The organism is Xanthomonas euvesicatoria pv. euvesicatoria, from assembly GCF_020880415.1.
In the GTDB taxonomy this organism is placed as follows: Bacteria; Pseudomonadota; Gammaproteobacteria; order Xanthomonadales; family Xanthomonadaceae; genus Xanthomonas; species Xanthomonas euvesicatoria.
Window position 1 is genome coordinate 13417 of record NZ_JAJIUJ010000109.1, and the last position, 26940, is coordinate 40356.

Consider the following 26940-nt stretch of genomic DNA (forward strand, 5'->3'; position numbering starts at 1 on the left):
ACGTGTCACGCCTGGTCTCGGCAATGACGCGTGCGCTTGCGTCTCGGAGCGGCCACGGATTGTGGGCACGACGTGGCCTCCGCGACGCGGCGTCTTTCGGCGCAAGTGCGCTGTTCGGCCGGTACCAAAAAAAAGCCGCGCATTGCGCGGCTTCAGGCCTGGTCATCGACTGCCCGATCAGGGCAGTCCGGCCAGCCAGTCGTCGTCGGAGCCTTCGTTGATGTCGGCAAAGAGCGGGGTCGAGAAGTAGCGTTCGCCGGTGTCCGGCAGCATCGCCAGGATGACGGCGCCAGATGCGGCGCCTTCTGCCACCCGCAGCGCGGTGGCGACGGTGGCACCGCCGGAGATGCCGGTGAAGATGCCTTCTTCGGCGGCCAGGCGCCGCGCGACGGTGATCGCGTCGGTGTCTTCCACGCTCAGAACCTGGTGGGCGGCCTCGCGGTTGAGCACCTCGGGCACGAAGTCCGGCGTCCAGCCCTGGATCTTGTGCGGCTTCCAGTCCTGGCCTTGCAGCAGGGCGGCGCCAGCCGGCTCCGAGGCGGTGATGCGCACTTCCGGTCGTGCAACGCGCAGGACCTCGCCCACGCCGGTGAGGGTGCCGCCGGTGCCCCAGCCGGTGACGAAATGATCCAGCCGGTGGCCGGCGAAGTCACGCAGGATTTCGGCAGCGGTGGTGTTGCGGTGGTAGGCCGGGTTGGCCGGATTGGCGAACTGGCTGGCCAGGAACCAGCCGTGCTGTTCGGCCAGTTCCTTGGCTTTGCGCACCATGCCGCTGCCGCGCTCGGCAGCCGGGGTCAGGATGACCTTGGCGCCGTAGGCACGCATCAGCTTGCGGCGTTCGATGGAGAAGGTTTCCACCATGGTGGCGACGAATTTGTAGCCGCGCGCTGCGGCCACCATCGCCAGTGCCACGCCGGTGTTGCCGGAGGTGGCTTCGACGATGGTGTCGCCGGGCTTGAGCAGGCCGCGTTGTTCGGCGTCGAGGATGATCGCCAGCGCCAGCCGGTCCTTGACCGAGCCGCCGGGATTGAACGATTCGACCTTGACGTACAAGGTCACGTTGTCCGGGGCGAGGCGTTGGAGCTTGACCACCGGGGTGCGGCCGATGGTGTCGAGAATGTTGTCGTACAGGGCCATGGGGTCTCCGTCGGGATCAGGCTGCGTGGGCCAGTGTGGGCGTGTGGGGCGTTGCGCCGGGTGAGTACGGCGGCAAGGCGCTCAGCGGCGCGCTGCCGAACCAGTGCAGCGTCTGCGCCAGCGTCGCCACCTCGCCCAGGATCAGCAGCGCCGGGGCGGTCACGGCATGCTGCCGGGCGCTGGCGGCCAGGCTGGCGAGCGTACCGGTGATTACGCGTTGCTGCGGGCGCGAGCCGTTTTCGACCAGCGCAAACGGGGTGGAGGCTGCGCGCCCGGCCTGTAGCAGCCGCTGCTGGATGATGTCCAGGCCGGCCACGCCCATGTAGAAGGCCAGCGTCTGCCGCTCCTGGCCGAGCGCCTGCCAGTCCAGCGTGTCCAGCGAATCCTTGCAGTGCGCGGTGATCAGGCGCAGCGATTGCGCGTGGTCGCGGTGGGTGAGCGGGATGCCGGCATACGCAGCGCAGGCGATGGCGGCGGTGATGCCGGGAATCACCTGGAAGCCGATGCCGTGCGCGCGCAGGAATTCCAGCTCTTCGCCGCCGCGGCCGAACACGAACGGGTCGCCGCCCTTCAGCCGCACCACGCGGCGACCGGCGCGGGCGTGGTCCAGCATCAGGGCGTGGATCTGTTCCTGCCGGGTGCTATGGCCTTGCGCCGACTTGCCCACCTCGATGAGGTGCGCGCCGTGCCGAGCCAGGCGCAGGATCTGCGGGCTGACCAGGCGGTCGTGCAGCACCACCTCGGCCTGACGCAGTGCGCGCAGCGCATGCCGGGTGAGCAGGCCGGGATCGCCGGGGCCGGCGCCGACCAGGCTCACGTTGCCGGGTGCCAGCGTGCCGATCGGGCTGCGCGGTGCGGGGGAGCGCGCAGGAGCCGTTGCGGACGCCGCAGGCGTCGCGATGTGGGTCAGCAGCCGGCGGGCGCTGGCCGCATGGCGCAGGGCGTCGTTGAGCGCTTCCGATTCGCTGGCGGCGATGGTGAGCCACAGCGGTTGGTCGGGTTGCGCCAGCCATGCCGGGTCGAACCGACCGGCCAACCAGCGCAGCTGCCCGGCCTGCGCCCAGTGCCGCAGCTGCGCCGTGAGCTCGGGCGCGCCCACCAGCGGCAGCGCACCGGCCTGCAGCAGCTGGGCAGTGGCGCGTTCGGCATCGGCACCGCCGCCGACCACCAGGACGGCACGGCCACGCAGGTCGGCAAGCAGCGGGAACGCAGGAGTCACGGTTCGGCAGCATCCTTGAGGGAGGGCAGACCGTAACGCCGGCTTATAGCCGTCGGAAATGACTTCATCCATCCTAAAAATAGCGTTCGGTTATAAGCTGGCCCGCAGAACTCCTCTACAGTCGAAGTCCTTGTAGCGCCTCGCGCTTTTTTGGATATAAGCCATGACGCTGACCCAACTTCGCTATCTGGTGGCCATTGCCGATGCCGAGCTGAACATCACCCTGGCCGCCGCGCGCGTGCACGCGACCCAGCCCGGCCTGTCCAAGCAGCTCAAGCAGCTGGAGGACGAACTGGGCTTTCTGCTGTTCGTGCGCAAGGGACGTAGCCTGGACGCAGTGACGCCGGCCGGTGTGGAAGTGATCGAGCGCGCGCGCGCGGTGCTGTCGGAGGCCAACAACATCCGCACCTATGCGGCCAACCAGCGCCGCGAAAGCCAGGGCCAGCTGACCCTGACCACCACCCATACCCAGGCGCGCTTCGTGCTGCCGCCGGCGGTGGCACAGATCAAGAATGCCTACCCGCAAGTGAGCGTGCATCTGCAGCAGGCCGCCGAAAGTGCGGCCCTGGATCTGCTGAGCCAGGGCGATGCGGACATCGCGGTGGTCAGCACCGCCGGTGGCGAGCCGAGCGCCGGCATCGCAGTGCCGCTGTACCGCTGGCGGCGGCTGGTGGTGGTGCCGCGGGGGCATGCACTGGATCACCCGCGCACGGCACCGGACATGCAGGCGCTGGCCGAGCATCCGCTGATCAGCTACGAATCCTCCACCCGGCCGGGCTCGTCGCTGCAGCGCGCGTTTGCGCAGGTGGGGCTGGAGCCGAGCATTGCGCTGACCGCGCTGGATGCCGACCTGATCAAGACCTATGTGCGCGCAGGGCTTGGCGTGGGATTGGTCGCGGAAATGGCGGTCAATGCCTTCGACGAGGACCTGCGCGCCTGGCCGGCGCCGGCGCCGATTGCCGAGTGCATCGCCTGGGCGGTGCTGCCGCGCGACCGCGTGCTGCGCGACTACGCGCTGGACCTGGTGCATGTGCTCGCGCCGCAAATCGACAAGCGCGACCTACGCCGCGTGCTGGACGGCAATCAGGCGCCCAACTGGCCGTTGCCGCCGACCTGGGAATCGTTGACCCAGACCATCACCAGTTGAGCGGCACGATGACCGAGCCCTTGCGCCCCGCACTGAGCAGGCTGTGGTCGTCCGAGCCGGACGGCGGCATGTCGCTGCAGCTGTCGGCCAGCATCGCCGGCCGCGAACATGAGGTGCTGACGGTGCTGGCCGACCCGCGCGACGAAGCGTTATGGGTGGCGGTGCAGGCGGGCAGCACGCGCGTGTAGATCCCGCTGGAAGTGCTGCGCAAGGCGCTGGACGTTGCGGCCGAGGATGTGCATTCGGCCGAGTGGTTCGCGCGCCAGGATGCGGATGCGTCCGACGTCTGAGGCCGGGATATGGGCGGCTAGCACAGCCCACCGGGCAGTGGTCAGGCGATGTGGACGGCGCACGGGGGGGAGCCGGAGTGGACGTGCGTGCATGCCCCTTCCAAACGGTGGCGGCTTGGCCGTGTGATCGGTGCGTTCGCGATGACCTTGGTGCTGCACTGCAGCGCAATCGCCGCAAAAAAATATCCGCAGGATCAATGGGATGCGTGTCTGCCCGGCAGCACTGCCATGCGTGCTGTGGGTGATTTTCCCTACCCGTGTCAGGGCGATGCAGTCGGCGTCGACCGGGCGCATCAAGTTGCGCGCTGCGTTGTCGAAAACCCTTATAGCAACCATGACGCGACACTCTCGAACGTCTAGGGGTGGACGGCGCAGAGCTGGCGATGCAGGTGATCGCATTGCCGGTGTGTTTCGCGGTGTCGTCGAAGGGTTGCTAGCGCTGTCGCATCACTGTTGCGCGAGGCTGTGCACAGAGCGGCTGGCGCATCCGGGTCCCTGGGGAGAGGCCTGGCGTGCTTGGCGGCGGACCCGGGTCGGGAGCCCGGGTCCGCCTTTTTTATTTCCGCAGCGAGCATCGGTTGAAGATGGAACAGCGCCAAGTCCTGCCCATGCACGGCAGGCAGTGCGCGATCGGAGCCGGTGCTGGATTCTGACACCTGCGGCGAGTTGCCGGGTCTGAGCGGTCGCCACTGAGGCGCGACTTGGCGTGGCGCGGGCAGCTGCAACGTCGGGCCGACGGGATGGAGGGTTCGCGCGTTGAGGTCTGGCCACAGACCGGTGCCCAACAAGTGAGACCCAGGCGTTCGCCGCGCAGCCCGAATACGCAGCGGGCCACACATTTTTAGGCCAATGGAATCCGCACCGAAAAACATGTGCCGCCCTGCGGCCGCGGCCGGACGTCCACTTCACAGCCCAACGTCTCGGCAGTGCGATGCACGATCCACAGGCCGATGCCCAAACCGTCGCTGCGCGGGTCGGCCTGGCGAAACGCCTGGAAGACCTGCTCGGGTTGGTCCATGTTCAAGCCGATGCCGCTGTCGATGATGTCCACTTCCGCAAAACCGGGGCGGCGGCGGGTGCCGACCAGCACGCGGCCACGCTCGGTGTACTTGATGGCATTGCCGACCAGGTTGCCGATCAAGGTGGTCAGCAGTGTGGGGTGGCTGCGCACGCGCAGCGAGGTGTGCACATAGCGAAGGGCCAGGTACTTGTCGATGGCCGGTTGACGCCACACGCCGAGCACCGAATGCAGCACGTCTTCCAGCTGCAGCGGCTGCAGGTCCGGCATGGCGGCCTCGCTTGCGGCGGCCAGCGTGGCCAGCTCGTCCAGGCTGCGGCCGACCAGGCTGATCGCATCGCGTGCGGTCACCAAGGTCGGAATGGAATCGACGTTGGCATGCCGGCGCATCTTGTCGATGGCGTAGGCGGCGGTGCGCAGCGGGGTCTTCAGATCATGTCCGGCGATGGCCATCAGGCGGCTGCGGTAGCGATCCGATTCCTCGGCGATGGCCAGTGCGCGGCGCAATTCCAGCTGCGCCATGGTCTGGCGTGCCAATGCGCGCAGGGCTTCCACCTGCTCGTCGGTGAGCTGGCGCGGTTTCCGGTCCAGGACGCAGACCGTGCCGAGCGGCAAGCCGTCGGGCGTCTTCAGCAAGGCACCTGCATAGAAATACAGCGGTGCTTCGCCGGTGACCAGCGGGTTGCGCGAAAAGCGGATGTCTTCGCGCGTGTCGGGCACCACCAGCACATCGTTGTCGAGCAGCGCATGCGCGCACATCGACTTGAACAGCGGGGTTTCGCGCTCGCCCATCCCGAGCTCGCTCTTGAACCACTGGCGGTCCGCATCGACCAGGCTGATCAGCGCGATCGGCGTCTGGCAAATGATCGAGGCAAGCCGGGTGATGTCTTCGAAGGCCGCTTCGCGCGGGGTGTCGAGAATGCCGTAGCTGCGCAGCGCCTGCAGACGCAATGCTTCGCTGGGGGGCTTGGGTGCGCAGGGAAGCGGTTCGGCCGCTCGATCGGACAGGACGGTGCTCATGCGCGCAGCTACAGGGTGGAAGCGGCAAGCATAGGGCATGCCAAGGCCCTTCATGTGTCTGCGGTCACAGAGGCGGGACGAAAGTGTGACTGCCGACCAGGACGGCGGCGCGTGGACGGGGCCGGCATGCGGTAAACGGGCCTGGGGCTGAAGCGGCAGGCCCATCCGGTTCTGGCGCGCCGGCTCCGGCGCATGCTTGGGCGCGGGTCATCCGGGGATGACCGGGACAGCCAGGTGCGACATGCGGTCGCGCATCGGCCGCGACCATCGCCCCGGCCTGCGTGGCGGCTTACACTTCGAGGCATGCTGCGCTTGTCCCGTCGCCACCGGTTGTTGCCCCTGCTTGCCTGTCTGGCGGTGGTGCTGATGCTGGTCGCTCCGCTGATCAGCCGCTGGAGCCAGGCGCAGCCGATCGAGCCGATGTGCATGGGTGCTGCGGCACTGTCTGCAGAGCGCGCGCTGCATGCCGGTCATCGAACCCAGCCGCCCGGTCTGGCTGCGGACGCGCACTCCGGCGCAGTAGTGAACATGCCGCACGCCGGCACCCATGATGCAGCGACGCATGGCGAAGCCTGCGATTACTGCGTCCTGGCCGCACGCTTGCTGCCATTGCTCATCGTGGCGTTGCTGTGCCTGCTGCAACTGCGGCCGACGCCGGCTCCGGTGTTTACCCAGGCAAGCGCACGCTCGGTCTATCGATGGGCCGCACTCGGCGCACGTGGACCACCATTGGGCGCATAAGGTGGCCCCTGTGCGGGCGTCCACGCAGCAAGGCCCCGTACGCGCCTGAGGTTGTCGGCGCCCTGCCGGGCAGTGCGGGCGACTCGCTTCTTATCGAGTGATGCCGATGTGCGCCGCGATGGTGGCAGCGCACGGCTGTGCGGCCGTGCAGTCACGGCGAAGGGTTGGTCATGCGTTTGCGGTTGTTGAAAGCGATGTGGTATGCGCCGTCGTTGGCGCTGGTGTGGGAGCCTGCATGCGATGTGCAGGCGCAAGACGCGGCACTCACGCTGGGCAAGGTGCAGGTGAGCGAACATGCGCAGCGCAGCCCGAGCACGGCGCGCGTGCTGAGCTCGGTGGATGTGATTGGCGGCGAGCTGCTGCACGATCAACATGTGGACTACAGCTGGGAACTGCTGATGCGCGCGCCCGGGGTGCAGGTCACCCAATTCCGCATGGGCACCGATGCGGGGCGCTTTTCGTTCCGCGGATTCAATGGCGAGGGGCGCATCAATGCGGTGAAGCTGCTGATCGACGGCATCCCCAGCAACGATAACGCCGGCGCCATGCCGTACCTGGACGCAGTGTTTCCGCAGGACATCAGCGCCATCGAGATCGTGCGCGGCACCAACGACGCGCGCTATGGCCTGAATGCGATTGCCGGCAGCGTGGACGTGCTCACCCGTACCGGCGGCAACGACGGCCGCTTGAGCGTGACGGCCGGCAGCTTCGATGCGCGCGAGGTGCAACTGAGCAAAGGTTTCGAACAGGGCGCCTGGAGCCAGAACTACGTGCTGGCCTGGCGCGACTCGGACGGGTATCGCGATCATGCCGACGCACGCAAGCGCAGCGTGGCGGGCAAGTGGTTCTACACCGACCCGGACGGCGCATTCCGCGCGGGGCTCACCACGCGGTACTACGACAACCATGCCTTGGAAGCCGGCTATCTGGATGCCGCCACCGCGCGTGCGGCGCCGCGCAGTTCGCCGGACTATGCGCAGAACGACCGAAGCGAGCGTCGTCTGCGCCAGACTGCGTTGCATGCGGACGGTGCGCTCGGTGAGCAGGCGCAATGGAGCGCCAAGGCCTACCAGAACGACTACCGCAACCAACGCTGGGTGCGGTTTTCTGCGGCCGGGCTGCAGCAGGAACGCGATACCGACGAAACCCATCGCGGGCTGCTGCTGCGTAGCAACTGGCAGCCGGACTGGGGTGCGCTGCAGGCCAACCTGGAAGCCGGGGTGGATGCGCAGTGGCAGGACAACCAATCGCAACGGTATCGCACGGTGGCCCGTGTGCGCGGGGCACAGCTGCGCGATTGGGACTACGACCTGCGCACGCGTGGCGCGTATGTGCAGGCGGTGCTGACCCCCATTGCGCGCCTGCAGCTGGTGCCGGGGTATCGCATCGATCGTGTCGATGGACAGCTGCACGACGTGCTGGCCGGCAGCGTTGCGCCGGTCTACGACTACGGCACCATCAAGCAACCCAAGTTCAGTGCGAGCTACCGCGTGGGCGAGCAGAGCAGCGTGTATGCGAACTGGGGGCGCACCTTCCAGATCGGCAGCGGCGATGGCGCCTACCGTCGCCAGCCCGGCAACCTGGGTCCGTCGATCAACGATGGCTGGGAGACCGGCTTCAAGTTCGCACCGTCGTCCCTGCTGGACGGGCGCCTGGCGTATTGGGAGCAGCGCGCATCCGGCGAGGTGGCGACCGTTCTCGGCGTCAATGGCGTGGTAGGCATCGGCGATGTGGCCAATGTCGGCCGTACGCTGCGGCGCGGCTGGGATGCGCAGCTCAACCTGCAGCCGGCCGAGCATTGGCGTGCATGGGTTTCGTATTCGCGGCAGAAGGCCAGCATCGCCACACCCGATCCGAGCGCCCCGGCCACGCGCGGCAAGGAGATCGAAAACGTGCCGCACTGGTTGGCCACCGCCGGGTTGGAGTGGCAGGTCAGTTCGTCGGTGCAGGTGAGCGCCTGGGGCAACGCACAAGGCGATTACTACCTGGAACGCACCAACACGTTGGGCCGCACCGGTGGCTACGCCTTGCTCAACCTGGGCGCGCGCTGGGCGGTGGACGCGCGCAATGCGCTCAGCCTGCAGCTACGCAATGTCACCGATCGCGCGTATGTGTACGCCTGGTACGACAGCGGCAGCTCCGGTTACTCGCCCGGCGATGGACGTGCGTTGTCGGTGTCGTGGGATTGGAGCTTCTGATGCATGCAACGATTGACCACGGTGGCGTGGACGAGTCGCGCCAAACCAGCCGCTGGCGCTTCTATCGCGCGGTGTGGCGCTGGCATTTTTATGCCGGGCTGCTTGTGCTGCCTTTCATCATCTGGCTGGCGGTGACCGGGGCTGCGTTCCTGTACCAGGACGCCATCGACCGCAGCGTGCACCACGGGTTGAAGGTGGTGCCGGTAGGCGATGTGCGCCTGCCCGCGCAGCAGTTGGTTGCCGCTGCACAAGGGCGCTATGGCGGCCGCTTGTTTGTGTACACCACGCCCAAACGCGCCGATGCGAGCGCGGAGATCGGGTTGGTGGATGCGCACGGCGTGCGCCAGGTGGTGTATGTCGATCCGTACCGTGCGCGGGTGTTGGGTGTCTTGCCCGAGCACGGCACGCTCAGCTGGACCATCCGCCGGCTGCATAGTCTTGCGCTGGTGGGGCCATATGCCCGCGGCCTGATCGAAATGGCCGGCGGATGGGCCATCGTGCTGGTGCTCACGGGCGTGTATCTGTGGTGGCCGCGCGGGCGACGCGGCGGCGTGATCAGCGTGCGCGGCAAGCCGACACAGCGGCTGTTCTGGCGCGACCTGCACGCAGTGACCGGTGCCGGGGTTGGTGCGATCCTGCTGTTCCTGGCGCTGACCGGCATGCCGTGTTCGTGGCTGTGGGGTGCGCAGGTCAATCGCTGGGCCAATGGGCATGATTTCGGCTATCCCGCCGGGCTGCGCGTGCAGCAGCCGATGTCGCAGCAGCGCTTGGCCGACAGTGGCGAGCCGGCATGGTCGTTGCGGCAGGCGCGCCTGCCGGAATCTGTGGTGCCTGCACAGCCAACTGGCGCGGTGGATGAGCACGCGCATGGCGAGCACGCGCGTGCGTTGCAGGTGGGCGACGAGCATCCCGAGCGTTCCCGGCAGGGAGCGCTCACGACAAGCGCAGCGCATGCAGGCCATGAAGAACACGCAGGGCACCTGGCCCAGGCGGAGCACGCGGCCCAACACGCGCACTCGGCAGACAACGCGCATGCCGATCACGGCGATTCCGCTGGATTCGCTGCGCCGGGACGCGGCGCGATCGGTCTGGATGCAGCGATGGCGCGTTTCGAGGCGCGCGGCATCCAGCCGGGATATAGCGTGGCGCCGCCGCGTGGTGCGACCGGGGTCTATACCGCGTCGGTGTACCCGGCCGATCTGCAGCGGCAGCGCGTGATCCACCTGGATCAATACAGCGGTGCGGTGCTGCTGGACATGCGTTACCGCGACTACGGGCCGCTGGCCAAGCTGCTGGAATGGGGCATCAACGTGCACCTGGGGCAGCAATACGGCACTGCCAATCAGTTGATCCTGTTGTTCGCCTGCATCGCCATCGTGCTGTTGTGCGTCAGCGCGGCGGTGATGTGGTGGAAGCGCCGCCCCAGCGGGGGGCTGGGTGTACCGCCGTTGCCGGCCGACCCGCGCACGCTACGCGGCCTGATGGTGCTGCTGGTGCTGTGCGGGCTGATCTTTCCGCTGGTCGGCCTGTCGTTGTTGCTGATGTGGGCGTTTGATCGTTACTGGATGCGGCGCACGCACGCCGATGCCTCGGCGCGGTGACGGGCGCGCCGGTGCATGAGCACGGCGCGCAGTGCACCGCCGCTGCATCCTGGATGCAGCCTGCCCATGCAACTGCAGCACATGCTGGTCAAGCGTCACCCGCACAGGTGCACGTGACCGCTGCCGCTAGATATCTTCGTGGATGCCGCACTCGCGCTTCAGGCCGAAGAAACGCGTGTCTTCCTCGCGCATGCCGGGCTCCCAGCGACGGGTGGTGTGGAAATCGCCGATGGACACGTAGCCTTGTTCCCAGAGCGGGTGATACGGCAGATCGTGTGCTTGCAGGTATTGCCACACATCGCGATCGGTCCAGTCGGCGATCGGGCTGATCTTGTAGCGCTCGCCGCGCTTCTGCACGATCGGCGTCTGCGCGCGGCCGCCGGACTGGCTGCGGCGCAGGCCGGTAAACCAGGTGCCTACCTCGAGTTCGTCCAGGGCGCGCCGCATCGGTTCGACCTTGCGCAGGTTGTTGTATTGGTCGATGCCGACCATGCCCTGTTCCCACAGGCGGCCGTGGCGCGCTTCCATCCAGGCGCGGCTGACCAGCGGGCGATACACCTTGAGGTTGAGCTTGAGTCGCTCGGTCAGGGCATCGGCGAAGCGGTAGGTTTCCGGAAACAGATATCCGGTGTCGATCAGGATCACCGGAATGTCGGGGCGTTGCTGACTGAGCAGATGCAAGGTGACGGCCGATTGCGCGCCGAAGCTGGACGACAAGGCCGCGTTCTGCGGGCCATGCTGCAGCGCCCAGGCCACGCGTTGGTCGGCGTGCAGCCCTTCCAACTGCGCATTGAGCGCGTCCAGATCGTCGAACGCGGAAGAGGTAATCGATGCAGCAGGCAGCGCGGTCATGCGAGCAATTCCAGGTCGAGGCGACGGTGCGTGGGGTAGGGTGGCAACGCGATCACGCCGGCGCGATGCAGGAAATCGCCGAAGCCTTCATCGTTGGCGTGGTCGCCTTCGGAGGCATAGCGCGCCAGCAGCGGTTGCAATGCGGCCAGGATCTCTGGCTCGGTGATGTTTTCGCGATACAGCGTATTGAGGCGTTGGCCGCGGCGGTCGCCACCCAGCATCAGGTTGTAGCGCCCGGGGGCCTTGCCGACCAGCGCCATTTCGGCCAAATACGGGCGCGAGCAGCCGTTCGGGCAGCCGGACACGCGCAGCACGATCGGCGTGTCGGCCAGTCCGTGTTGTTGCAGCAGCGGCTGCAGCGCGGCGCTGAAATCGGGCAGGTAGCGTTCGGCCTCGGCCATCGCCAGGCCGCAGGTGGGCAGCGCCACGCAGGCCATTGCGCCGCGCGCCAGGGCGGTGGCGGCGCGGTTGCCGGCATCCAGCGCGTACTGCGCCACCAGCGCGTCGACGCGTGCGCGCTCGCTGGCCGGTACGCCGGCGATCACCAGGTTCTGGTTGGGCGTCATGCGGAATTCGCCGACGTTCAACTGCGCGATTGCGCGCAACCCGCTCAGATGCGCAGCGGTGTCGGTGTCGGCAATGCGGCCGGCCGGCAAGGAGAGGGTCAGGTGCCATCGCCCGTCTTCGCCTTCGACCCAGCCATAGCGGTCGCCGTTGTGGTCGAACGCGAACGGCTGCGCCGGTTGCAATGCGAAGCCGGCGCGGCGCGCGATTTCGGCCACGATGGTGTCCAGGCCGTGGTCGTCGATGGTGTATTTGAAGCGTGCGCGCTTGCGCACCGCCCGGTTGCCGAAGTCGCGCTGCGTGGTGACCACGGCCGTGGCGATATCGAGCAACTGGTCGCGGGTGACGAAGCCGATCACGTTGGCGACCCGCGGCCAGGTCTCGGCATCGCCGTGCGAGGCGCCCATGCCGCCACCGATGCTGACGTTGTAGCCCAGCAATTGCCCATCGCGCAGGATGGCGATGAAGCCCAGATCGTTGGCGAAGACGTCCACATCGTTGAGCGGCGGTGCGGCGAAACCGATCTTGAACTTGCGTGGCAGATACCGCTCGCCATAGATCGGCTCCTCCTCGCTGCCGGAGCCGGACACGCGCTCTTCGTCCAGCCAGATTTCGTAGTACGCCCGCGTGTTGGGCAGCAGGTGCTCGGACACGCGCGCCGCATCGGCATACAGCGTGGCATGCGCCTGCGACAGCAGTGGATTTGCGGCCACCTGCACGTTGCGATTCACATCGCCGCAGGCGGCCAGCGTATCGATCAAGGTGGCATTGATGGCCTGCATGGTGGCCTTCAATTCGCGCTTGATCACGCCATGGAACTGGAAGGCCTGGCGCGTGGTGACGCGCAGCGAATGATTGGCATAACGGGTGGCGATGCCATCCAGTGCCAGCCACTGCGTGGGCGTGATCACTCCGCCCGGCGTGCGCGTGCGGATCATGAACTGGTACGCCGGCTCCAGCTTCTGCCGCCGCCGCTCATCGCGGATGTCGCGGTCGTCCTGCTGGTAGCTGCCGTGGTACTTGATCAGCGTCTGATCGTCCTCACGCAACGCCCCGGTCACCGCATCGGCCAGGCTCTGCTGCAACGATCCACGCAGACGGCGGCTTTCGGATTTGATGTCTTCGACGGAGTGGCTCATAACGGGATTCGGCATTCGTGATTGGGGATTAGCAACAGCAAAGCGCGGGCATTACCCACACAGCACAAAGATCGCGGACACCCGCTCTCACGAATCCCCACTCCCCAATCCCGGCACTAATAGACATCCCGCGCATAGCGCCCCTCCACCTGCAATTGGGTGAGATACGCGGCGGCGGCCTCGGCATCCAGGGCGCCGTGGGTGGCGACGATGTCGAGCAGCGCGGCGTGCACGTCCTTGCCCATGCGGGTGGCGCCGCACACATACACGTGCGCGCCGCCCTGCAGCCAGGCATGGACCTCGGCGCCACGCGCGCGCAGGCGGTGTTGCACGTAGAGCTTTTCGGCCTGGTCGCGCGAGAACGCCAGGTCCAGCGCGTGCAACTCGCCGCGTTGCAGGGCCAGCTGCCATTCGGCCTGGTACAGGAAATCGGTATTGAAGTGCTGGGCGCCGAAGAACAACCAGTTACGGCCCTTGGCGCCGGTTTCCGCGCGCTCCTGCACGAAGCCGCGGAACGGTGCCACGCCGGTGCCCGGGCCGATCATCAGGATGTCGCGATCGGTATCGGCCGGCACGCGGAAGCGGTGGTTGGGTTCGATGTACACCGGCGCAGTGTCGCCTTCGGCAAGCGCGGCCAGAAAGCCGCTGGCCGAACCCAGGTGCGCATGCCCATGCGCCTGGTAGGCGACCTCGTCCACCGCCAGATGCACCTCATCGCCCACGCGCTTGCGGCTGGAGGCGATGGAATACAGCCGCGGGGTGAGCGGACGCAGCGCGGCGAGCAGGCCGGCGTGGTCCCAATCCGCCGGCCAGCGGCGCAGCACGTCGATCACCTGATGATCGGCGAGCAGCGACGCCAGGCCGGCAGTCTGGGTGGGGGCGAGCAACGCTTGCAGTTCTTGCGCGCCTGCGCGCTCGGCATGTGCGGTGAGAAACGGCCGCGACAGCTTGGTCAGTTCGCGCTGGGTGGCGAGCCATGCATGCAAAGCCAGTGTCTGCTCGCCGACGGTGACAACGGCGTTGCCGTCCAACCGCAATGTCTGCAGCACCGCATCGACCAACGCAGGCGGATTGCGGTGGCGGATGCCCAGCGCATCGCCCGGCTCATAGCTCAGGCCACTGCCTTCCAACGAAAATTCCAGATGACGCACGCGCTTGCCGGGGACCGCGTAGACGCGAAATCCCGGGCCCTTGAAATCGCGCCCGCTGATGATCTGATTGGACAACAGCTCGGCGGCGAACGGCTGCTGCTGCGACCACACCGGCGTGGCCGGGGTGCTGCGCAGTGGCGTGACCGTGGCCGAGTGCAGGCCGCCCTTGAGTTGCTCGCGCGCATGCGTGAGCGCCTGCGCGCGCCATGGCGCGGCGACGCTGTCGATGTCCAGATCGGCTTCGCCGCGCGGCTGCACGCGGCGGCCGCCCAGTTCGGCCAGGCGCTCGTCGATGCGTCGGGCGATACCGCAAAAATCGGCATAACTGGAATCGCCCAGCCCCAGCACTGCGTACTTGAGCTCGGGCAGCTTGGGCGCGCGACGGCTGGTCAGGAATTCCACCAGGCCGATCGCATCGTCTGGCGGGTCACCTTCGCCCTGGGTGCTGATCACCACATACAACAGCCGCTCACTGGCCAGCTCGCGGGTGGGGTAGGCGTCGGCGCGCAACAGGCGCACGCTCAGACCTGCGGCTTCGGCCTCGGCGGCCAGGTGCTCTGCCTGGCGACGCGCGTTGCCGGTCTGGCTGCCGTACACCACGGTCAGGCGCTGGCCTTCCAGGGCGATTGCCTGTGCTTGTCCGCCCGGCAACACGGCCAGCGCGCGCGGCGGATGGCCCTGCGCCAGCCCGGCGGTGTAACCGGACAGCCACCACAGCGATGCGGTATCCAGGCCGTCGACCAACCGGTCCAGCAGCGCCTTGCGCTCGTCGGGCAAGGGGCTGGGCGGTAGCGCGGAACTGGCGGCGGTCATTCGGATCCGGGGGATTTGATGAGAGGGACGATGTTAGGGAAGCGTTGCGCCCACCAGAAAGGAATTGCCGTTATCGCGTTATGCCGGGTGCTTATTTCGCGCAGTCATCAGGGCGGCACACACTACAGCGCCTTGCCCTACCATCGGCTGGTCTGCCCGCCGACACCCACGACATTCCGATGACCCTGCCGCCGCTGTCCCATCTCGACCGGCTCGAAGCCGAAAGCATCCACATCCTGCGCGAAGTCGCCGCCGAGTTCCGGGCTCCGGTGATGCTGTATTCGGTGGGCAAGGACAGTTCGGTGCTGCTGCACCTGCTGCTCAAGGCGTTCGCGCCATCGCGGCCGCCGATCCCGCTGCTGCATATCGATACACGCTGGAAGTTCCGCGAAATGATCGCCTTCCGCGACCGCCGCGCGGCCGAGACCGGCGTGGACCTGCGCGTGCACATCAACCCCGACGGCGTTGCGCAGGACGTTGGCCCGATCAGCCACGGTGCCGCCGTGCACACCGACATCATGAAAACCCAGGGCCTGAAGCAGGCCCTGGAGCACGGCGGCTTCGATGCGGCGATCGGTGGGGCACGCCGCGACGAAGAGAAATCGCGCGCCAAGGAGCGCGTCTTTTCGTTTCGTACCGCACGCCACCGCTGGGACCCGAAGAACCAGCGCCCGGAGTTGTGGAATCTGTACAACGCGCGCACCGGTCCGGGCGAAAGCGTGCGCGTGTTTCCGCTCTCCAACTGGACCGAGCTGGACATCTGGCTGTACATCTACCGCGAGAAGATTCCGGTGGTGCCGCTGTACTTCGCCGCCCCGCGCCCGGTGGTGGAGCGCGATGGTGCCTGGATCATGGTCGACGACGCGCGCCTGCCGCTGCGCCCGGGCGAAACCCCGCAACTGCGCTCGGTGCGCTTCCGTACGCTGGGCTGCTACCCGCTCACCGGCGCCATCGACTCCGATGCCGACACGCTGGAAGCGGTCATCGCCGAAATGCTGGTCAGCACCAGCTCCGAGCGCCAGGGCCGCATGATCGACCACGCCCCGGGCGCATCGATGGAACAGAAGAAGCTTGAGGGATATTTCTGATGGGCAGTGAATGGGGAATGGAGAATGGGGAATCGCAACAGCGGTTGCCGGAAGACGTCACGTTGGCGGAGAACGCTTTTGCGATTCCCGATTCCCGACTCCCGATTCCCGGCACCATCGGCGCCTACCTCCAGCAACACGAATCCAAGCCGCTGCTGCGCTTCATCACCTGCGGCAGCGTGGACGACGGCAAGAGCACGCTGATCGGGCGGTTGCTCTACGACAGCAAGCGCTTGTTCGACGATCAGCTTGCCGCGCTGGAAAGCGATAGCCGACGGCATGGCACCCAGGGCGGGGGCATCGACTATGCCCTGCTGATGGACGGGCTGGCGGCCGAACGCGAGCAGGGCATCACCATCGATGTGGCCTACCGCTATTTCGATACCGACCGGCGGAAATTCATCGTGGCCGATTGCCCCGGACACGAGCAGTACACGCGCAACATGGCCACCGGCGCGTCGACTGCCGATGTGGCGGTGGTGCTGGTGGATGCACGCAAGGGCCTGCTGACGCAGACCCGCAGGCATAGCTACATCGTGTCGTTGCTGGGCATCCGGCATGTGGTGCTGGCGGTCAACAAGATGGACCTGGTGGATTACGACGCGCAGGTGTTCGCCGACATCGCAGAAGGCTACGCCGCACTTGCCGCGCAGCTGGGCATCGCCCAGGTGCAGTGCATTCCGCTGTCGGCGCTGGCGGGCGAAAATCTGTCCAGCGCTTCGACGCAGATGCCGTGGTACGGCGGCCCGCATCTGCTGCAGCACCTGGACACCGTGCAGTTGGAGTCGCTGGACGCTGGTAGCGGCCTGCGCCTGCCGGTGCAATGGGTCAACCGCCCCAACGCGCAGTTCCGTGGCTATGCGGGCACGATTGCCGCCGGCCAGGTGCGTGCGGGCGATGCGGTGGTGGTCGTGCCGTCCGGGCGCCGCACGCAGGTGGCAAGCGTGCGCGATGCCAACGGCGAGGTCGACAGCGCACGCGCCGGGCAGGCAGTGACGCTGACCTTGCGCGATGAGATCGACATCAGCCGTGGCGACATCATTGCCGCCGTCGACGACCCGCCGGAGGTGGCCGACCAGTTCGCCGCGCATCTGCTGTGGATGGACGATGCTGCGTTGCTGCCCGGCCGCCCGTACTGGCTCAAGATCGGCACCCGCACCGTGACCGTGAGCATCAGCGAGATCAAGCACAAGGTCGATGTGAACACGCAGGAGCGGCTGGCCGCCAAGCGCCTGGAACTCAACGAGGTGGGTTACTGCAACCTGGCACTGGACGAACCGATCGCGTTCTCGCCTTACGCGCGCAACCGCGTGCTCGGCGGATTCATCCTGATCGACCGCCAAAGCAATGCCACCGTGGCCGCCGGCACGCTGGAATTCGCGTTGCGCCGCGCCGGCAACGTGCACTGGCAGCATCTGGACGTGGATCGCAGCGCACGTGCGCGCATCAAGGGCCAAGCGCCACGCGTGCTGTGGTTTACCGGGCTGTCGGGGGCCGGCAAGTCCACGGTCGCCAACCTGGTCGACAAGCGCCTGCACGCGCTGGGCTATCACACCTTCATCCTGGACGGCGACAACGTGCGCCACGGGCTCAACCGCGACCTGGGCTTCACCGACGAAGACCGCGTGGAAAACATCCGTCGCGTGGCCGAAGTGGCCCGCCTGATGGCCGATGCCGGCCTGATCGTGCTGGTGAGTTTCATTTCGCCATTCCGTGCCGAGCGGCAGCTGGCGCGCGAACGCTTCGACCAGGGCGAGTTCGTCGAGGTCTTCGTGGACGTGCCGCTGGCCGTTGCCGAAGCGCGCGATGTGAAAGGGCTGTACCGCAAGGCGCGCGCCGGGCAGATTCCCAATTTCACCGGGATCGACTCGCCGTACGAGGCACCCCAGAACCCGGAGATCCATCTTCACGCCGATGGTGAGAATGTAGAGGCGCTGGCGCACCATGTGCTCGAATATCTGGGACTGGAACGCTAAGCGCGGCTAGTAAAACTCCTGCGCAGCCGCCAGGCGGGCGCGGCCGGTGCTCGATCGGCATGTACCACTCGTACACTCCGGTTCTGAGTGCGCCGTCCGCACCCACCTGACTGCTCGCTACGTTTTGTTAGCCGCTCTAAGGGCGGCTAACACGACAGGGCATGCGGTCGTCAGGCAAACGCGGTGCGTGTACGCAGCGGCGGTGTATGACCCCATACACGCCGTTATTGCATACCGGCGGCGCCCGTCTGGCGAATGCGCGGCCAGGTGCTGGCCGCGCTGACCAGCGCATCGTGCCAAGGACAGCAAGGGTCTTTGGTCATGGTGCAAAGCGCGCCCTTTCTGTCAATTCATGGCGGCTAGGTCGGTAAACTTTCGACGTACCCCGCCAGGATGTTCTGATGCCTGTTCTGCCCAGCGCGCGCGTTTGCGCCGCGCTCTTGTTGGCCGCTGTCCTGGCCGGTTGTAGCCGTCAGGCCAGCACGCCGGCCGCCGCCAAACCCATTCCGGTCTCGGTGCAGACGGTGGCCACCCAACCCTGGAACTCGACCGTGCAGTCGATCGCCACCGTGCGTGCGCGCGAATCGGTGGCGCTCACCGCCGCGGTCAGCGATGTGGTGGAGCAGGTGTATTTCGACAGCGGCGACGAGGTCAAGGCCGGGCAATTGCTGCTGCGTCTGCGCGGCAATTCGCAGCAGGCGGCACTGACCGCCGCACAGGCCACCTTCGAAGAGACCGACCAGTTGTACCGCCGTCAGTTGAGTCTGGTTGGCCAGCAACTGGTGGCCAAGTCCACCGTGGACACGCAGCGCGCGCTGCGCGATGCCGCACAGGCGCGCGTGCAGCAGATGCGCGCGGAAATCACCGACCGCGAAGTGCGCGCGCCGTTTTCCGGTGTGCTGGGCATCCGCCAGATCAGCCCTGGCTCGCTGATCACCTCCAGCACGGTGATCGCCACGTTGGACGATGTGGCGCGCATGTACGTGGATTTCCAGGTGCCGGAATCGCAGTTCGGCCTGGTGCAACTCGGTAATGCCGTGAGCGGCAGCGCGGCGGCGTATCCGGGCGCGCAGTTCCAGGGCGAGGTGGTGACCATCGATTCGCGGATCGATGAGACCACGCGCTCGGTGACGGTACGTGCGGATTTCCCCAACGACGATCGCCGGCTGCGTCCGGGCATGCTGCTGGATGTGCGGCTGTTCCAGCCGGCGCGGCAGGCGGTGGTGATTCCGGAAATTGCGGTGGTGCAGGTGGGGCGCGAATCGTACGTCTTCCGGGTCAAGCCCGACAGCACCGTGGAGCGCGCCGATGTGCGGCTGGGCGAGCGCCGCGACGGCAAGGTGGAAATCCTCGAAGGCATCAAGGCCGGCGAGCGCATCGTAGTGGACGGCACCGGCAAGCTGCGCCCGGGCCTGAAGATTGCCGATCAGGCCGCGCCCGCAGCGCCCCGCCCGCAGGCGGCCGCACAATGAAACTCTCCGACCTGTCTATCACCCGCCCGGTGATGGCGGTGGTGATGAGTTTGCTGCTGATCGTGCTGGGGGTGATGTCGTTCACCCGCCTCACGCTACGCGAGTTGCCGGCCATCGACCCGCCCATCGTCTCGGTGGATGTGGAATACACCGGCGCCTCTGCCGCAGTGGTGGAAAGCCGCATCACCCAGGTGCTGGAAGACGCGCTGGCCGGCATCGAGGGCATCTCCACCATCGAGGCGCGCAGCCGTAATGGCTCCTCCGACATCAGTATCGAGTTCGTGCAATCGCGCGATGTGGAAGCGGCCGCCAACGACGTGCGCGATGCGGTCAGCCGGGTGTCCGACCGCATGCCCGACCAGGCGCGTCCACCGGAGATTTCCAAGGTCGAAGCCGACGCCGACCCCATCCTGTGGCTCAACATGAGCTCCAGCACGATGGACACGCTGCAGCTGTCCGACTACGCCGAGCGCTACGTGGTCGACCGCTTCTCCAGCCTGGATGGCGTGGCGCAGGTGCGGATCGGCGGGCGCCAGCGCTATGCGATGCGCATCTGGCTGGACCGCGACCAATTGGCGGCACGCGAACTCACCGTGGCCGATGTGGAAGCGGCGCTGCAGAACGAAAACGTCGAGCTGCCCGCCGGCAGCATCGAATCGGCGCAGCGCGATTTCACCTTGCGCGTGGAGCGCAGTTATCTCAAGCCCGAAGATTTCGCCAAGTTGCCGTTGAACAAGGGCGAGGGCGGTTACGTGGTACGGCTGGGCGATGTGGCCAGGGTGGAGCTGACCTCGGCCGAGCGGCGCGCCTATTTCCAGAGCAATGGCGTGCCCAACGTGGGGCTGGGCATCGTGCGCAACTCCACCGCCAATGCGCTGGACGTGGCGCGCGAAGCGCGCGCGCAGGCCGAAGAAGTGCAGAAGTCGCTCCCGAAGGGCACCAACATCTTCGTTGCCTTCGATACCACCACCTTCATCGATGCGGCGGTGGAGCGCGTGTATCACACGCTGGTGGAAGCGGTGGTGCTGGTGCTGGTGGTGATCTGGGTGTTTCTGGGCAGCGCGCGTGCCGCGCTGATTCCTGCGGTGACGGTGCCGGTGTGCCTGATTGCCGCATTCATTGCGCTATACGCCTTCGATTTTTCGATCAACCTGCTCACCCTGCTGGCCTTGGTGCTGTGTATCGGCCTGGTGGTGGACGACGCCATCGTGGTGGTGGAAAACATCCAGCGCCGGATCGATCTGGGCGAACCGCCGCTGGTGGCCGCCAAGCGCGGCACCGGGCAGGTGGCGTTCGCGGTGATTGCGACCACGGCCGTGCTGGTGGCGGTGTTTCTGCCGGTCGGTTTTCTGGAAGGCAATACCGGGCGGCTATTCCGCGAATTGGCGGTGGCGCTGGCGGCGGCAGTGGCGATCTCGGCCTTCGTGGCGCTGACGCTGACGCCGATGATGTCGTCCAAGTTGTTGCGCGCGCATGGGCAGGCCAAGCCCAATCGCTTCCACCGCTGGTTCGATGGGCGCATGCAGGCGGTGTCCGGTGCGTATGGGCGCTCGCTGGAGCGGCATGTGCACCGCACCTGGATCTTTGCGCTGTTGATGCTGTTGGCGCTGGGCGCCAGCGCATGGCTGATGGGCCGCATTCCTTCCGAACTGGCGCCGGCCGAAGACCGCGGCAATTTCCAGATCATGATCGACGGCCCCGAAGGTGCCGGCTTCGATTACACGGTGGGGCAGATGCATCAGGTGGAAGACATCCTGCGCCCCTTCGTGGGGCCGGACAAACCCATCGTGCGCGCCAACCCGCGCGTGCCCGGCGGCTTTGGCAGCAGCGAGGAAATGCACACCGGCCGGGTCAGCGTGTTCTTGCAGGATTGGGAAAAGCGCTCCCGCCCCACCACCGAAGTAGCCGATGAGGTGCAGCAGAAACTCAATGTGCTCAGCGGCGTGCGTGCGCGCACGCAGGTAAGCGGCGGGCTGGTGCGTAGCCGTGGACAACCGTTCCAGCTGGTGCTGGGCGGGCCGGATTACGCGGAGATTGCGCAATGGCGCGACCGCATTTTGCAGCGCATGGAAGCCAACCCCGGTCTGGTCGGCCCCGACTCCGATTACAAGGAAACCCGCCCGCAGATGCGCGTCAATATCGACCGCCTGCGCGCGGCCGATCTGGGCGTGCCGGTCACTGCCATCGGCGGGGCGCTGGAAGCGTTGATGGGCTCGCGCCGCGTCACCACCTTCGTCGACAACGGCGAGGAATACGACGTGATGCTGCAGGCCGGGCGCGAAGGCCGCATGTCGCCGGAAGACCTCACCGCCATTCGCGTGCGTTCCAACCGTGGCGAACTGATCCCGCTCTCCAACCTGGTGACATTGAGCGAAGTGGCCGAAGCCGGCACCTTGAATCGCTTCAATCGCCTGCGTGCGATCACCATCACCGCCGGCCTGGCCCCGGGCTACCCGCTTGGCGATGCCATTGCCTGGGCGCAGCAGGCCGCGCAGGAAGAACTTCCCGAATATGCGCAGGTGGACTGGAAAGGCGAATCGCGCGAGTACCAGCAATCGGGCAGTGCGGTGTTGCTGACCTTCGGCATGGCGCTGCTAGTGGTGTATCTGGTGCTGGCCGCGCAGTTCGAAAGCTTCGCGCACCCGTTAGTGATCATGCTCACCGTGCCGTTGGCCGTGCTGGGCGCGCTGGTGGGGCTGTGGCTGACCGGCGGCACGCTCAATCTGTTCAGTCAGATCGGCATCGTGATGCTGGTGGGGCTGGCGGCCAAGAACGGCATCCTGATCGTGGAATTCGCCAACCAGTTGCGCGACGAAGGGCGCAGTGTGCATGCGGCCATCGTGGAATCGGCATCGGTGCGTTTGCGCCCGATCCTGATGACCTCCATTGCGACGGTAGTCGGCGCGATTCCGCTGGTGGTAGCCGGTGGGCCTGGCTCGGCCAGCCGCGCCACCATCGGCGTGGTGGTGATCTTCGGCGTCTCGCTGTCCACGTTGTTGTCGCTGTACGTGGTGCCGGCGTTCTACAGCCTGATCGCGCCGTTTACCAAGTCGCCCGAAGCGGTGGCACGCCAGCTGGAAACCCTGGAAGCGCAGACGCCGTCGGTGGGTGGGCATGCGTGAACGCGGCCGGTGGCGCAGCGGCTTAGCTTATTCCCCAAGAGCCCACAGCATGTTGGAGAGCTTCCGAATCCCCATCAACGTAAGTCTTTACAGCAGGTTGAACCTCAAACACAGCATATTGTACCGCTTAGGATATCTACGCCACGTTTTGCTAAGCCTGAAAGACTCAGGTGTAGAAGGCCAGCTGATCCAAAGTCAAAATAGCCTGCAGAGCTCGAGTCATGGTGTAGCTCTCTTGCGTTGCTGCTCCATGTCCCACTGCATGACGTGAGCCAGCCTCTCCTGACTGCTCCATGGGATCGAAGTTCGCAAAGATGTATTCGTGCATGTACTCACGGAAGGCATGGGCAAAAAGTAGCGTGTCAGGTGCCCCTGCGCTCCTCTCGCCCGCTTCTCGTGCGAACTCCAGCAGAGTATTCACTTTGGCATTTTTCCCTTCATTTTTCGCGCGGTAGGCATCCCGCAAAATACCTTCAATTTCAGTCAGAAGGATCTTGATCACGGCTACAGGCCTTCGTTGCTTGAATGCTTGAATTGCTTCTTCCAGCAACGCCTGCTTGGCAACGAAGTGCGGCTTGGCGTTCCAGCGCTCAAGCAGCCAGTTCAGGCGTTCATCATCGAACGCCTCCACGATATCGGCTTCAATTTTCGTAATGTCAAACCCCGATGCGACGTACGACGCAAGTTGTCGGAACTCAGAGGTGATGATCTCAGCGAACGGAAACCAGCCCTTGGATCTAAGGGCAGCCATGGTAGCCGGGTTGTCCATGACCTCGTATATATGTCGATACCGCAGCACGCGATATAGACTTCCCAGGTCGCGCTCGAACTGCTCGCGGTCCAATGCGCCCCCAACGTTGAAGTCAAACGCAAGTCCAAAGGCCCATGCCTCTCTAAACAAGCAAAGAACTCCGTCCCTCTCACCAATCTCCACAAGCGGGAACTGCATATGAGTGATGTCGGCGATATCCTGCTCGAAGACTGCAGACTCCGCCGCCAGGGAGCGCTTTATTCTGCAGTTAAGTGCAACGGCTGCTGCGTCAACCCAGAGCTCAAAAGAGTTATCTGGTTTGACGATCATAAGAATCGTACTCGCTTGCCGAAGATTGATCGCGACGCCCTGCTTGCTTGCTGCATGCGTGATCACTCCCTCCAGACTTTCAACAACCTTATGAAAGAGCGGCGCATCTGAGGTCAGCGCCGCTCTTGCGCGGACATGTGCTATCTCACTTTCGAACACGCTATTCATTGAGAATCCGACAAGTCGGGAAGTGTAATCCCCCGCCAGCAGGATAGGCTCACCTTGCCTTAGCCGTGATCCGAAATGGCTCTGCTCCGACAATTTTGCTTCCAGATCTTTCATATGGGTCTTTTGAATTGATTGATTTACCGCTGCGAGAAATGTCTGGCCTGATTGTAAAACCGCTTCCCGTTGAAACCCTTGAATATTTGATCCCAGGTTTGATCGCGCACTCTTCATCCTCGAATGGAAGGGCGCACTATGGGCTAGGTTCGGTACATGAGTTTCCTACGAAGGTAGCGATCCGTCGAGCGATAACGTAGTCACGAGAACTCAAGAGTGCTATGCCAAGGGCTACGACACACTCAGAAGAACATTGCGAAGTAGATTAAGCAGATCTCGGTTGCCGACCGCTAACCGAGCCGACGTTTATGACCTAGCGAAAATCAGCGGGGCAAAGGAATCAGTGCGCAGCAGGTGCAGTGCGCAGGTTGATCGCTCTGTACTGCCTCTGGTTGCCGTAACGCGGCCCGTTCTTCTCAAGCGTGGCGCAGAGCCTTCCTTCCCCACAGGGAGCCACGTCTGCACGCGACACGCGATCCAGGTAGTCGATGGACGCTCGAAGCTGTGCGAGTTCGGTTCGCTTTTCGGTGATCATGCCAACCGAGTAGGCCACCGCACCCAGGCCCAACACGCCGGCCACGAGCATCGTGGCGGATGCAATGCCCATGCGTCGAGTGATCTTTGTTTCCAAGGACTGCTGGGCCTGCGCGTAACGTCGAGTGGCTTGCTGCAATGTCTCATCCGCAGTGGCCATTTCTTTGTTGAACCGCTTGGCTGCCGGTTCCAGCGTCTGCGTCAACGCTTGATTGGTCAGTTGCGTGAGCCGCGGCAGTGCGTTCTCGAGCACCCGATTGACCTTGGCATCGGCGCTGCTGGCCGCGTGTTGGACTACCTGAAGCTGCTCGGCGACCACATCGCGCAACCGTTGTTCGCGCTGCTGCATGGATGCCACCAGCGTCGTCAGCACTTTGACCGTCTCTTGCAACGAAGTGTTCGATGCATTCAACGTGGCCATCATTTCCGCCATTGCGGCGGCGTCTTGCCTGTCCATGGGGTCTCCTGAGCTCGGCTGGTCACGGAAGCGATTTTGACTAACCGCCACCCCCTCCACCACCACCGCCTCCTCCCCCGCCGCCGCCGTCTCCACCTCCACCGCCGTCCCCTTGGGGACCGCTCTGCATCGGTCCCTTGGCAAACTCCGGCAAGGTCATCACCATCACCGGCCCGCGGCTGGTGTTGATCTCCGCTGAGACATCCATCCCCAGCGCCTGGCGTGTGGCGGCGAGCTCCTGGGCCTCCTGCTGGGCCTGCGCCTCCAAGAACTCGTTGCCTCTTTTGATGAGCGCCTGGGTCGCTGCGCTATTGGCGACCCGGTTCAGCGCTTGCTCGATCGCCAGTTCGTTCTTGCTGTCGAGCGCATAGAGCACTTCGTCCACGTCAGGGTCACCCGTGATGGATTTGCGCTCAACCTGCGATGACTGGTTTGGCGCATCCTTTCCCCCTGGGCCGGCAAAGCGCTGAGCTAGGGGTGAAAAAGCATTGGCTTGCTCAGCCGCTTCACTGGGCGAGCTGCCTTGCACGCTTTGCGTCTCTTGGTGCACGAAGGGATAGGGTTCTCCACGCTCGCGATACTCCTTCCATTCCTGGTGGAAGCGTTCGTCTTCCCGATCACCCCGCTCAATCTCCTCTTGCAACTGGCGCAGCGAGCGCATGGTCTCTTCCAGGAACAGAGCACCGCCCGGGTCTGCGGCGCTACGGTCCTGCGCTGAGCTCGATTGAGTGCTTTGGTTTTCCGCGTCTGCTGCCCCCACGGAGGAGCGACTCACAGCACTGGCTTCTGGGGAATACTGGTGTGCTTGTGCAAGGTGTTGAGGTGGAAGCAACGGCGCACCATGCGCAGCGAGCAAGGTGCCTGAAGGACCGGGCTGCGCTCCCATAGCTTCTTGCTCAGGAGTGGTAAGCGCCGTGGCCTGCGATGCCATCAACGGCTCTACTGCCACAGGCGTTATTGGGGCCATGACGCGAACCGACTCTCCGTCCTGCTCACGCGCCATTTCTTGCTGACGGACCGGCGCTTGCTCCATCTCTGCTTGCTGCGTTCGCACCTGGTGATGCACCGCATTGGCCTCCGCGTTTTGTGAAGGCTGGCTGCCGAATTCCTGGCCACCAGAGGCAGGCACTTGGAGGTGCGCAGCATCGCGACTCTCCAACGCATGCCTTTCCAGCGCGCGTGCCGGTTCTTGTGCTTGATGCAGCTGCGCATCGCCTGGATCAGGTGCCTGCATCCGTGGGTCAGAGGTGGTGTGAGCCGCGCGTTCGCCTACCTCCTGGTTATGCGCCTCGATCTGCTGGTGGACGTCTGCCTGCTGCAAATCGGGCTGCGGCGTTTGCTGAGCCAGCGCCGCATTCGGAGCGTGCGGCTGAGGATCGGCTTGTTGCCAGGCGTGCTGGCTGGGGTCTTGCTGCGCTTGACGTTCCTGGACTTCAACCCGCGTGGCTTCTTGAGCTTGGCGGTCTTGCTGCTCCCGCTGCTGGTTGTCTTGGGCTTGGCGCTCCTGCACCTGACGTTCCTGGACATCCCTTTCCTCACGCTCCTGCAGCTCGCGTTGCTGGCTGGTCTGTGCCTGCCGCTCCTGTAGTTGACGCTCTTCTAGCTCACGCTGCTGCTCTGCTTGTCGCTGACCTTCCAGCACCGCGTGCGCCTGGACTGCTTGTTCGCTTTGCGACCTCTCTTCGCGCTGAGGCTGTGCCTGCTGGAGATGCTCGCGCACCTGCGCAGCGTGTTGCTCTTGCGCAAGACGATCTTGCTGTTCGCGTTCTTGCCGCGCCTGCGCCGCGACAGAGGCTTGCATGCGCGCCTGGATATCCAGCACCTGCTGCGGATTGGAAGAGTCAGAAGTAGAGCTATCTGTTTCCCCTTTCGCTTCGGGCGCCCCTCCAAGGCTTGGCACCTCACGCCGACTGCCTTGCACCTCACTCAACGCCTGCCGGATGTCTTCGCTGCTGGTCACGGCCACCACGCGGATCACCCCATCGCTACCGCGCTGAAGGTGCGCGATGGGGCTGTCATAGCCGTATTGACCGGACTC

At 65.5% G+C, this 26940-nt stretch carries 17 protein-coding genes, 1 other RNA gene and 2 pseudogenes; 11 read left to right on the top strand and 9 right to left on the bottom strand.

Going from position 1 to position 26940, the window contains the following annotated elements; translation table 11 throughout:
• Window positions 1-177 precede the first annotated feature (177 nt).
• Both cysK and cobA read right to left on the bottom strand, forming a co-directional pair.
• Window positions 178-1137, bottom strand: a complete 960-nt coding sequence (gene cysK, locus LN450_RS18705; RefSeq protein ID WP_011348421.1) for a cysteine synthase A — start codon at window positions 1135-1137, stop codon at window positions 178-180.
• Between the two features lie 16 nt (window positions 1138-1153).
• Window positions 1154-2356, bottom strand: coding sequence for a uroporphyrinogen-III C-methyltransferase (cobA, locus tag LN450_RS18710; protein ID WP_011348420.1), 1203 nt, complete (start codon window positions 2354-2356; stop codon window positions 1154-1156).
• 163 nt (window positions 2357-2519) lie between these two features.
• Between cobA and LN450_RS18715 the strand changes: the two genes are divergently transcribed.
• The 3 genes and pseudogenes from LN450_RS18715 (at window position 2520) to LN450_RS18725 (ending at window position 4153) form a co-directional block, all read left to right on the top strand.
• Window positions 2520-3503 (top strand): LysR family transcriptional regulator, encoded by a 984-nt coding sequence (locus LN450_RS18715; RefSeq protein WP_008574681.1) that lies wholly within the window; start codon window positions 2520-2522, stop codon window positions 3501-3503.
• 8 nt (window positions 3504-3511) lie between these two features.
• Window positions 3512-3793 (top strand): annotated as a pseudogene (locus LN450_RS18720) (hypothetical protein).
• Window positions 3794-3880: 87 nt separating this feature from the next.
• Window positions 3881-4153 carry a hypothetical protein gene (locus LN450_RS18725; RefSeq protein ID WP_126958802.1) on the top strand — a complete coding sequence of 91 codons (273 nt, stop codon included), beginning with the start codon at window positions 3881-3883 and terminating at the stop codon, window positions 4151-4153.
• 481 nt (window positions 4154-4634) lie between these two features.
• On the opposite strand, the gene LN450_RS18730 is transcribed toward LN450_RS18725, so the two are convergent.
• Window positions 4635-5831 carry a sensor histidine kinase gene (locus LN450_RS18730; RefSeq protein WP_014090925.1) on the bottom strand — a complete coding sequence of 399 codons (1197 nt, stop codon included), beginning with the start codon at window positions 5829-5831 and terminating at the stop codon, window positions 4635-4637.
• Window positions 5832-6134: 303 nt separating this feature from the next.
• Between LN450_RS18730 and LN450_RS18735 the strand changes: the two genes are divergently transcribed.
• From LN450_RS18735 to LN450_RS18745, 3 genes are all read left to right on the top strand, one after another.
• Window positions 6135-6572: a DUF2946 family protein gene (locus tag LN450_RS18735; RefSeq protein ID WP_039417884.1), complete on the top strand. Its 438-nt coding sequence runs from the start codon at window positions 6135-6137 to the stop codon at window positions 6570-6572.
• A 194-nt stretch (window positions 6573-6766) separates the two neighbouring features.
• On the top strand, window positions 6767-8770 hold the full coding sequence (locus LN450_RS18740) for a TonB-dependent receptor (protein WP_039417886.1): 2004 nt from the start codon (window positions 6767-6769) through the stop codon (window positions 8768-8770).
• Window positions 8770-10371 carry a PepSY-associated TM helix domain-containing protein gene (locus LN450_RS18745; RefSeq protein ID WP_011348413.1) on the top strand — a complete coding sequence of 534 codons (1602 nt, stop codon included), beginning with the start codon at window positions 8770-8772 and terminating at the stop codon, window positions 10369-10371. The genes LN450_RS18740 and LN450_RS18745 overlap by 1 nt, the downstream gene beginning before the upstream one ends.
• Window positions 10372-10497: 126 nt before the next feature.
• Here the strand turns inward: LN450_RS18745 and LN450_RS18750 are convergent, their stop codons facing one another.
• The 3 genes from LN450_RS18750 to LN450_RS18760 all read right to left on the bottom strand — a co-directional run bounded on the left by LN450_RS18750 (window position 10498) and on the right by LN450_RS18760 (window position 14890).
• Window positions 10498-11223, bottom strand: coding sequence for a phosphoadenylyl-sulfate reductase (locus tag LN450_RS18750; protein ID WP_008571174.1), 726 nt, complete (start codon window positions 11221-11223; stop codon window positions 10498-10500).
• The gene (gene cysI / locus LN450_RS18755; RefSeq protein WP_011348412.1) at window positions 11220-12941 is read right to left on the bottom strand and encodes an assimilatory sulfite reductase (NADPH) hemoprotein subunit; all 1722 of its coding nucleotides are present in this window, start codon (window positions 12939-12941) and stop codon (window positions 11220-11222) included. The genes LN450_RS18750 and cysI overlap by 4 nt, the downstream gene beginning before the upstream one ends.
• 101 nt (window positions 12942-13042) lie before the next feature.
• Window positions 13043-14890 carry an assimilatory sulfite reductase (NADPH) flavoprotein subunit gene (locus LN450_RS18760; protein WP_011348411.1) on the bottom strand — a complete coding sequence of 616 codons (1848 nt, stop codon included), beginning with the start codon at window positions 14888-14890 and terminating at the stop codon, window positions 13043-13045.
• 179 nt (window positions 14891-15069) lie between these two features.
• Here LN450_RS18760 and cysD point away from each other — a divergent pair, with 179 nt between their 5' ends.
• From cysD to LN450_RS18785, 5 genes are all read left to right on the top strand, one after another.
• On the top strand, window positions 15070-15978 hold the full coding sequence (gene cysD, locus LN450_RS18765) for a sulfate adenylyltransferase subunit CysD (RefSeq protein ID WP_011348410.1): 909 nt from the start codon (window positions 15070-15072) through the stop codon (window positions 15976-15978).
• 17 nt (window positions 15979-15995) lie between these two features.
• Window positions 15996-17954 carry a sulfate adenylyltransferase subunit CysN gene (gene cysN, locus LN450_RS18770; protein WP_372157803.1) on the top strand — a complete coding sequence of 653 codons (1959 nt, stop codon included), beginning with the start codon at window positions 15996-15998 and terminating at the stop codon, window positions 17952-17954.
• A 59-nt stretch (window positions 17955-18013) separates the two neighbouring features.
• A non-coding RNA gene (locus tag LN450_RS18775) (sX9 sRNA) lies at window positions 18014-18087 on the top strand.
• A gap of 268 nt (window positions 18088-18355) precedes the next feature.
• Window positions 18356-19426 (top strand): efflux RND transporter periplasmic adaptor subunit, encoded by a 1071-nt coding sequence (locus LN450_RS18780; protein WP_011348408.1) that lies wholly within the window; start codon window positions 18356-18358, stop codon window positions 19424-19426.
• Window positions 19423-22548, top strand: coding sequence for an efflux RND transporter permease subunit (locus LN450_RS18785; protein ID WP_011348407.1), 3126 nt, complete (start codon window positions 19423-19425; stop codon window positions 22546-22548). The genes LN450_RS18780 and LN450_RS18785 overlap by 4 nt, the downstream gene beginning before the upstream one ends.
• 166 nt (window positions 22549-22714) lie before the next feature.
• Here the strand turns inward: LN450_RS18785 and LN450_RS18790 are convergent, their stop codons facing one another.
• The 3 genes and pseudogenes from LN450_RS18790 to LN450_RS18800 form a co-directional block, all read right to left on the bottom strand.
• Window positions 22715-24028, bottom strand: coding sequence for a hypothetical protein (locus tag LN450_RS18790; RefSeq protein WP_011348406.1), 1314 nt, complete (start codon window positions 24026-24028; stop codon window positions 22715-22717).
• Window positions 24029-24251: 223 nt separating this feature from the next.
• Window positions 24252-24902, bottom strand: coding sequence for a hypothetical protein (locus LN450_RS18795; protein WP_011348405.1), 651 nt, complete (start codon window positions 24900-24902; stop codon window positions 24252-24254).
• A gap of 40 nt (window positions 24903-24942) precedes the next feature.
• Window positions 24943-26940: pseudogene (locus LN450_RS18800) on the bottom strand (hypothetical protein); the annotation flags it as partial.

What these genes read in the sequence shown, in the direction of transcription:
- cysK (WP_011348421.1), bottom strand. Translation starts at nt 1,137, where the DNA reads ATGGCCCTGTACGACAACATTCTCGACACCATCGGCCGCACCCCGGTG.
- LN450_RS18715 (WP_008574681.1), top strand. Translation starts at nt 2,520, where the DNA reads ATGACGCTGACCCAACTTCGCTATCTGGTGGCCATTGCCGATGCCGAG.
- LN450_RS18730 (WP_014090925.1), bottom strand. Translation starts at nt 5,831, where the DNA reads ATGAGCACCGTCCTGTCCGATCGAGCGGCCGAACCGCTTCCCTGCGCA.
- LN450_RS18735 (WP_039417884.1), top strand. Translation starts at nt 6,135, where the DNA reads ATGCTGCGCTTGTCCCGTCGCCACCGGTTGTTGCCCCTGCTTGCCTGT.
- LN450_RS18740 (WP_039417886.1), top strand. Translation starts at nt 6,767, where the DNA reads ATGTGGTATGCGCCGTCGTTGGCGCTGGTGTGGGAGCCTGCATGCGAT.
- LN450_RS18745 (WP_011348413.1), top strand. Translation starts at nt 8,770, where the DNA reads ATGCATGCAACGATTGACCACGGTGGCGTGGACGAGTCGCGCCAAACC.
- LN450_RS18750 (WP_008571174.1), bottom strand. Translation starts at nt 11,223, where the DNA reads ATGACCGCGCTGCCTGCTGCATCGATTACCTCTTCCGCGTTCGACGAT.
- cysI (WP_011348412.1), bottom strand. Translation starts at nt 12,941, where the DNA reads ATGCCGAATCCCGTTATGAGCCACTCCGTCGAAGACATCAAATCCGAA.
- LN450_RS18760 (WP_011348411.1), bottom strand. Translation starts at nt 14,890, where the DNA reads ATGACCGCCGCCAGTTCCGCGCTACCGCCCAGCCCCTTGCCCGACGAG.
- cysD (WP_011348410.1), top strand. Translation starts at nt 15,070, where the DNA reads ATGACCCTGCCGCCGCTGTCCCATCTCGACCGGCTCGAAGCCGAAAGC.
- cysN (WP_372157803.1), top strand. Translation starts at nt 15,996, where the DNA reads ATGGAGAATGGGGAATCGCAACAGCGGTTGCCGGAAGACGTCACGTTG.
- LN450_RS18780 (WP_011348408.1), top strand. Translation starts at nt 18,356, where the DNA reads ATGCCTGTTCTGCCCAGCGCGCGCGTTTGCGCCGCGCTCTTGTTGGCC.
- LN450_RS18785 (WP_011348407.1), top strand. Translation starts at nt 19,423, where the DNA reads ATGAAACTCTCCGACCTGTCTATCACCCGCCCGGTGATGGCGGTGGTG.
- LN450_RS18790 (WP_011348406.1), bottom strand. Translation starts at nt 24,028, where the DNA reads ATGAAGAGTGCGCGATCAAACCTGGGATCAAATATTCAAGGGTTTCAA.
- LN450_RS18795 (WP_011348405.1), bottom strand. Translation starts at nt 24,902, where the DNA reads ATGGACAGGCAAGACGCCGCCGCAATGGCGGAAATGATGGCCACGTTG.